Genomic DNA, 8,174 nt, shown 5'->3' with positions numbered 1-8,174 from the left:
CAATAATTCATTATAAATCATTAAGAGGTAAACACAGTGGTCAATGTTCCCAAGATATCGTATGTAAATTCATTTTTAAGTGTTGCCAATGAAAATAGTTTCACGATAGCAGCTAAGCAACTAGGCACCTCAAAAACAGTTATCAGTAGAAATGTCCAGTTGTTAGAAAAGGAGCTGGGGATTGTGTTGGTTAACCGAACCCAGAGGGGGGTCAGCCTGTCTGCTGAAGGCAGGTTTTTCAAACAAGAAGCGCAGCAGATTCTTGAGAATTATGAGAGGCTCATTCAGTCAATCAGAAAAAGAGAAAATGACATAGCAGGCTCTTTTCGATTGATGCTTCCTAGAAACCTATCGGAAATACGTCTACTATCAGCACTTTCAAACTTCTCATTGCAGTACAAAGATCTTCACTTAGTTTTCGATTTTTCTGATGAGAGAAAGCAACTAACTGAAACAGGCTATGATGCAGCCATTCGCTCAGGCAGTTTAACCACCGATGATCTGGACCTAATTGCCAAGCCACTTTCCAATGACAAAATCATTTTGTGCGCATCGAAAGAATATATTGAAAAATTTCAATCACCAATTAACTCCTTCTCTGATCTCAACGACTGTGACTTTATTAAAGATACTAACTTAAAAAACGAAACTCTAGATAAAATACTCGAAAATCATAGTTTTAGAGATAATATAAAGGTTGAAGTAAATAGCTCTTTTTTCACGAAACATGCTCTATTAAACAATAGCGGCATAGGATTTGTGCCGAGTAAATTTGTAGAACAAGAATTAAAAGAGGGCAAATTAGTTGAACTCCTCTCCAGAAATAACTTTGGAGCGATAGGACTTTGGGTGGTCTATTTAAAGGAATATCGAAATTCAAAAAAAATAAAGTCGCTTGTAGAAATCATACGTTCATATCTGCAATAGCTGAGCTAAGATTATGTTGCAAAGTACTGTTTCAACTAACGATATGCTCTGTTGGACTTTGACAGTCGACTGAGCATATCGTTATTAAAACTTTACTGTATGAACCTTGTCAAACTCGAGAGTAAGAAAGTCTATTTTACTAATTTTAATAATTGACTGAGTTTTTATATTACTCACTGTATTGGTTTCTCGGTTTAGAGAAAAATATCCGAATTTGATGTACAATCCTACTGACGAATTAATATTTATCACTTCCTATCAACAACAGCCAAAAAAAATGATAGCAAATAAATTTAAAAATCATGTTAGATATAAAAGCAAGAGGCTTAATCATAAATTGATTTTATCTCGTTAAACGACTCAATTGACAATCACTCTATGTTAAACCTCTTTAAGTAGCAGCATAATGTCTTATAATCTTACGATTATCTCAAAACCAGATCATCGCCACCGTTAGGATAATCTAGAATGAAATAACCCTGATTACCATACTGGTCTGTCACATTAATTTGAGACGAAGGTGATGTGGACGGAAGTTTATCTTTAATGAATCCGTCAATATTACTTATAGGCACGTATTCCACAGTACCGTCGTAATCCGATCCTGTACAAACATAATAATCTGAAGTATAAAGCCAGCATTCTCGTCTTCCTGCTAAAATTCGAAGCTCATGCGTTTCATAATGTATAACTTCGGCCACAATACTACTATCGCTAGAGTGAGTAAGAGTCGATTCTATCGCATTACCGCCTAATGAATTATATCTGACTTTGTTAAAATCATTGGGTTTAAATAACCAGGCCCCCACATAAGTCGAGTCAAACTCCCAGAGTTGATAATCTCGGACAGCATTGTAACCAGAGTCTAGGTTGTAAAATCCATCAGAATTGGCGTCGGTCTGCATAAACTCTACCCTTAACCCGGGCGCTAGTCGAGGATCACGGACCTTAAGGTATTTTTGCTGCATATGCCTATGATCATTGCTTATAATGGTTTTGACGTGTTGCAACTCGAAATCACTGCCATTGATGACCACAGGCGCGATGGCTTGCAGATAAACGGGAGCCCCATCTGTACAGTTATCTTTGACCGAACCTGACACCGTTTCTATTTTGACACAAAGATCAACGTTATCAATTCTGCTTGCTCGAATATATCTATTCACATAAACGTTGCTCGTTTTCGATGTAGGTAGCTCAGTAGAACTTCGGCTACTGTATGAGATGACATGTAAGTATTCATTTTCCTCTGTATCTACAAACCAAGATGGCGAATCTTGGAGCGGCTGTCTGGTATTTCTATCGAGGATTGTAATTTGTTTTAATTGTGCGCCTTCAGCCAGTTGGTATTGAACATGCAACTTAGCCTGCATGTTTCCATTGGCATATATCGTGCCCTCGTTGTTGTCGATACTAAGACCAATGTTACTTATCTCATTCCCAGGAGGTCCAGAAAACGCCAGTGCGCTTGCTGAAAGACATCCAAGTGTTATAAAAGCCGATAGTTTATTAAATTTAAAAAACATTTCATCTTTCCTTCAATTTTAATGGCACAAATTTATTACATAAAAGAGTATTAAATAAAAATAGCAAACCAGATTAATGGCCAGGACGACCGCACGTGTGTTTAATATTTGAGCTAGTAGAGTAACTTGTTTTTTAACGGTTTGATAAAAAAGGTTACTGCGTTCAAATGCGACTCAATTATTGCTCAAGATTTGGGTCCATATTGAATAAATAACGTTCATGCGTTCGCCCTGGATTAATGATTATTTTTATAAAATAATTTCCTACATAAAGCAGGATAAACTAAGCGTCAAAACCATAGTTGGTATACTTTGTTCCAATTACCTCCGATTTTTTGTCAAAATATTTTAAGTGATTTTGTAAATTCAATTCATATACTGAGTCCACACCAAACATAAATGAGATACCATTTAAGATATTGTTTGATTGGCTACCTGGCTCTGTTGCCACCAAGCCAATTAAACCGGTTAGATGAGATAAATCGGTAAACCTCGATGAGACGAAACCCACTTTATCACTCTTGAACGTTTTCATGATGTTCAGTGAGCGCCCCGAAGCATACCCAGAAGCTGAACTGGCGAAATGGAATGCTCTCATAACGATATTGCTGTTGTATGAGTCTTTACCTAAATGATTCAATGTATTAAATACCACACCAGAGGTTGCACTCGCTAACCCGGTCGCAATACTGATTCCCTGGAACAACGCCTCCCTTTTACTAATGACGCTACTGAAGTACGGGTCGCTTCCTCGCATCTTGCCTGCCGCTCGCATCCATTTTGCGGTTCTCGAACTGACCACACTTCCTCTGGCAATATTTCTTCCGAGACTCGTGGCTCCTTTGAGACCGTAGCCAACACCCGCAATAGCAAGTGAAAACCCGATCACCTTTCCGGTCGTTTGCAACCACTTGGGCGCGCCTGGTTCCATCGATAACGCAGTGACGGCTGACAGAGGAACCGAAACCAAATCGACGGCTGCCGACTTCGCTAATTTTGTAGCAAGTGATGTCCCTGCTTTTGCGGTACCTGATGCCGCAGTCCCGATACCTCCTGTGATGAAACCAACACCAGCACCAATCGCTATTTGCTTCCAATCAAATTTATAGTTGGAATCGATCGCCATATGTATGCCTTCGGATGCTGCGGAAACTGCCGCACCAACCACGGCCCCAACGATTGCCCCAATCAGGAAAGTTAAAAAGGCAAAATGGCCACTGGGATCACTTTTGTTAATCGGATCGCCAAGACAATAAGCATATGAATTGATTCCCCCCTTGCCAAAAGGGCTCATACTATCAGGGGCGTTGAAACGCATCATCCGCGGATTATAAACGCGATAGCCGTTACCAAGATGGTAGCTATTTGTGACCGGATCTCTACGTTGTCCATTGAAACCGAGTGCATTTATCGCTATTGGATTACTGGAAATAGAAGAAGTGCTATTTAACATCGCAGAACGAGCGACAACTGGCGTCATTCCGATAATCGTTGAACTCGCCGTTATCATTGAAGAACTTTTAATAAAGCGGCGACGAGAGTGATCCACCCCTATTGGTTCTCTAATTAATTTCATGTTATTTTCCTATTATTAATTCCATGACCATCAATGAAAGCATATTTCATCAACTGGAATTTCAGTCTATTTAAAAATAAAAGCTCAATATAATAAATACGTAAACGTCCTATTATAAATAAAAGAGATTTGTGTATGTCTTTGTAAAATGCACTAGAGAGTATTAATTAGAATCCCCATAGGGGGTGTAACTATGTGTCTTTTTATCTACAATATTGCCTTCGCTATTTTCAGATAAAGTTTCGACAATACTGCCTTGGCCATTACCCAATAGAATATCTTGATGGATATCGTTACCGTTCGATGTCTGCCGTCTAATTAAACCCTCTGTGACTCTATTATAATGAGTCGAAACACCATTAGACGTTTCATTAGACAGTTCTCCCTGGCTATACAACAGATACAATAACTGCTCTTCTATGGTTTGTGATACAACTTGACCCAATGCATCGTATTGATAACGCGTTAATTCTTGTCCGGAGCCTTCATTCACTGAAACTAATTGATTTAGCTCATTGTATCTATATTGTCGACCTTGTTCATCATTCAGCATATTGCCAGCAGCATCATATTGAAAATTCACCTCGCTTGAATAATCTGGATGAGTATTGGTGATTTTTTTCAACCTAGCAATAATCTCTGAATCATAAGTATATTCAGATACATTTTTAGAACCATCAGAGAAATCACTCACTAGTACCAGTACATTTCCATAAATATCGTATTGGAACTCCTGTCGAACAATCATATTTCCATGTGGATCATGCGGGTTATTGGGTCCATCACAAATGTACTCGATTAATCTATTGAACCCATCATAGAAATACGTTTCTGTTGTTGACCCATTTTCATCCTGATATATACGACGCTCTAGTAATAGGTTTTTATTATATTGTTGTTGATATAATAATTCTTGGTGGCCATTTAATGTTACAAGACGAGATATTTCTAACCCCTTGGAGTCAAATGCGAGCTCGACACAAACTTCATTTTTTCCATCATTCATCGTGTATTGATGAGGGCGACTATATTCATCATATTCAATGACAGTGGTGTTGCTTTGATTACCTGTCTGCTCCGAGATGGTTGATAGTCTGCCGAATGAATCGTAGGAAAAACGAGTGATGTTGCCAAAGAAATCGGAGCGTTGAACTAATCTGCCTTTTAGAGAGTATTGGTATTCGGTGCTTCTAGAAATTCCATCATTGAGGATCACGCTTTCAGAGCAGACTCTTCCGAATGAATCTCTTGTTATGTTCAACTCACCGCCTTGGCCAAGCGCGTAGAGAGGAAGCCCCGTTTGGCTATCATAACGATATAACGTAGATAAATTGGCCACGCCATCCACAACTGCCGACACTGGCTTACACAAGTAGCGATGATTATTGATCTCAACGAGGTCGCCATTGGCGTTATGAATCGAGCTGGGTAATGCCATTGTGCCTGTATAGTCGTAGCCTTGAGTCACACCTGCTGATGTTTCGGTTTTGACTCGAAGCAAGCCATCGTAGCTTCTTGTCCCAACTTCTTTGTTATTGATAAGCACTTGACTCACCACATCACTCGAAGTGAACTCAGGATAGGAATAAGACTCGGTGATGGTTTCGCCGTCTATTACTCTCGTTGTTTCTTCAACGCGATCAAATTGGTCATATCGGTATTCGATGGTTCGACCATCGGTATCAACAATGCGACGTAAATTTCCATAAGCGTCATAACTATAATCGGTATGAGCAATTAGGTTACCAACGTCATCCAGGGTTTGCTTCTTAGTCACTTGGCCTAGCTCGTTGTAAGTCGTGCTCTCAACGATCAATCCCAACTGTTGGTAGGTGGTTGTCAGCGATACAGGATCCTGCTCGATGAGTTCTTTTCTACCATCTTGATGATCGACGGTACGGACCTGGCCATTGCTGTCATAAGTAAAATGCGTACTCACTCGAGACTCAGCACCCTCAACGTAATCAATGTCGATTTTCTGCTTCATCAAACCAAATTCGTCGTAGGTAAACTCTTGTACAGGAACAAGCTCATCACCGTATAACTGCTTAACTAGTATCACGTTTCCTGCATTGTTCATGCAGTTTACCGTCATATTGCCTTTTGAATCCGTTTGTGTGACCTTGTTGTTCCCTTCACCCACATCGTAATTGAACGTCAAGCTCGCCAAATTCTCTGTCTCGGGTGAAAGCTCTACTTTTAGTGTTCTTCCGAGCGAGTCATAGTGCGTTCTCTCAACAATTCCGCTTTCATCGACGCTCTCTATTTTTTTGCCGAAAAAGTAGTCTACGGTTAGGCTCGTCGAAGACTCTATTCCATCGTACGTCCATAACCGGGAAATCGTTTTTACGCCTTCATCAAGGTATTCGTACTCAAAATTTACAACATCAGTAAACTGATTAAACGTCATTGCTTCACTTTTGACACGACCATATTTATAAACATGAGACGGATCATCATAATGGCTATAGACTATTGAATGTCCTTCTTCATCGATTGAATTGAGCAGAACAACACTTTGATCGCTATTATCTAACCTTGGAAGAGAGGTATAAGTCATCATTTTGATGCGTGAACACTCGCCAAAATCACTTGATGCCGGGTAAAAAATCTCCTGCTTTAAATAACTCACAATTCCATTCGGCGAAGCAGGACATAACGCACCCTCTCCCTCTGCTGGATAATAGGTACGAATCACTTCCGAACCGTCATGATTACGTTCTAGAGTGAGATTTCCATAATCATCATAGTCATATTGCGTTATCAACAACCTTGATTCGTTCTGATTATAATGAGTCAATTTTTGCTCTTTTACCAAACTATACTTGGCACTTTGGTCCTCAATTTTCTGGTTCAAGTCAGCAAAATATGTGTACTCTTCTTTCCTAATTAGTGCATTATCACTGTAGTATTCGGCAGATTCTAGCAAATGGTATTTATTATATTCTCTTACCACTTTCTTGGTTTGGTTGATGATTTCTGTTGTTTGGTATCTATAATCACCGTCTGCCTTGAAAAGGGTATCTTCACCAGCAACCCAAGCAATTCCACAGTTATACCCCAAATAGTTTAGGGTGGTATATTCATACGCGGTATATTGCTCAAGCTGCCCTTCCCCAGGAACAATCGTATGCTCAGAAACGTAAGGAACGCTCTCTAGCGGCGCGGAATTTGGCAACCTGTGCCCGACTTCGGCGTATGTTAAACGCTCAACCAAACCGCTAGAGTGTGTCACTTCTTCAATCACACGATAACCCGATCCTGTAAGATACTTATACTGAAAGTGAATCGGCTGTGTCATTGACGGGAACACAACTTGACTGAGGTAGGTAAAGTTATCTACTGTATACTTTTCAAATTCAATCGTTTGAAGAACCCTCTCATCGAACAAGTGCATCACAGTGGTTTTATATTGATCACTCCAAGTATCGATGACCAACTCACGACCTGCGTTATCATAGGCTCGCCAAAGTACTTGATTGAGTCCATAATATGTAAACTCAAAGTTGACTTCTAAACCAGTCGATGAGACGACTTTACGATGTAATCCTGTTTCATAGTCGATGTAGTCTGTCCTACCATCCTTATACTCCACTTTTATTTCTTGAGTCTCATCGATATAAAAGACTCTGACATCCCTGAGTTTCTTATAGACGATATCATACTCACCTTTGGCATTATTCCAAGTTAACTTAAACGATTGACCATTATAAAGATAAAGCATGTTGCTTTCTTTATTAAAACTACTCAGTGGCAGGCTCCATCCGCCACCAAAGCCGATGTCCATTTGACTAGAAGCTGAGTATGAAAGATTTAATGAAATTATCGGCCCATTGGTTTTATGAGATATAAACTCTCCAATATTGATACCTATGGAAAACGAACCGGTTCTTACATCTACTCCCGACGATAAATTTTCAGCAAAATTTTGCGCATTGCTTAATATAGATTCCTGCATACCATTACCTTATCAAAAATTAATTATCACCACTCAATGTGAATAGTTTTAAATATAGTTTTTCATTTGCTAAACGAGATAAACCGCATCCTATAAACACTTATTCAATAGCAATCAATAGGTATATTTTCTCTTGCCAATATCAGAAACCTCCTCTATTGATATAGTTATATAGTATTTCTGTCTT

At 39.4% G+C, this 8,174-nt stretch carries 4 protein-coding genes; 1 reads left to right on the top strand and 3 read right to left on the bottom strand.

The features are described 5' to 3' along the window. Positions 1–36: 36 nt before the first annotated feature. Positions 37–927 carry a LysR substrate-binding domain-containing protein gene (locus tag HGG78_RS18005; protein ID WP_172533723.1) on the top strand — a complete coding sequence of 297 codons (891 nt, stop codon included), beginning with the start codon at positions 37–39 and terminating at the stop codon, positions 925–927. A gap of 425 nt (positions 928–1,352) precedes the next feature. Here the strand turns inward: HGG78_RS18005 and HGG78_RS18000 are convergent, their stop codons facing one another. The 3 genes from HGG78_RS18000 to HGG78_RS17990 form a co-directional block, all read right to left on the bottom strand. Continuing rightward, positions 1,353–2,453 carry a hypothetical protein gene (locus HGG78_RS18000; RefSeq protein ID WP_172533722.1) on the bottom strand — a complete coding sequence of 367 codons (1,101 nt, stop codon included), beginning with the start codon at positions 2,451–2,453 and terminating at the stop codon, positions 1,353–1,355. Positions 2,454–2,736: 283 nt separating this feature from the next. Further along, complete coding sequence (locus HGG78_RS17995) at positions 2,737–4,029, bottom strand: RHS repeat-associated core domain-containing protein (protein ID WP_172533721.1); 1,293 nt, start codon at positions 4,027–4,029, stop codon at positions 2,737–2,739. A 163-nt stretch (positions 4,030–4,192) separates the two neighbouring features. Further along, on the bottom strand, positions 4,193–7,987 hold the full coding sequence (locus tag HGG78_RS17990; protein ID WP_172533720.1) for an RHS repeat protein: 3,795 nt from the start codon (positions 7,985–7,987) through the stop codon (positions 4,193–4,195). Between the last annotated feature and the right edge of the window lie 187 nt (positions 7,988–8,174).

The organism is Vibrio aestuarianus (assembly GCF_012395185.1).
GTDB lineage: Bacteria > Pseudomonadota > Gammaproteobacteria > Enterobacterales > Vibrionaceae > Vibrio > Vibrio aestuarianus.
The sequence above is the reverse complement of the archived record's forward strand: the minus strand, read 5'-3'. Positions and strand labels throughout refer to the sequence as shown.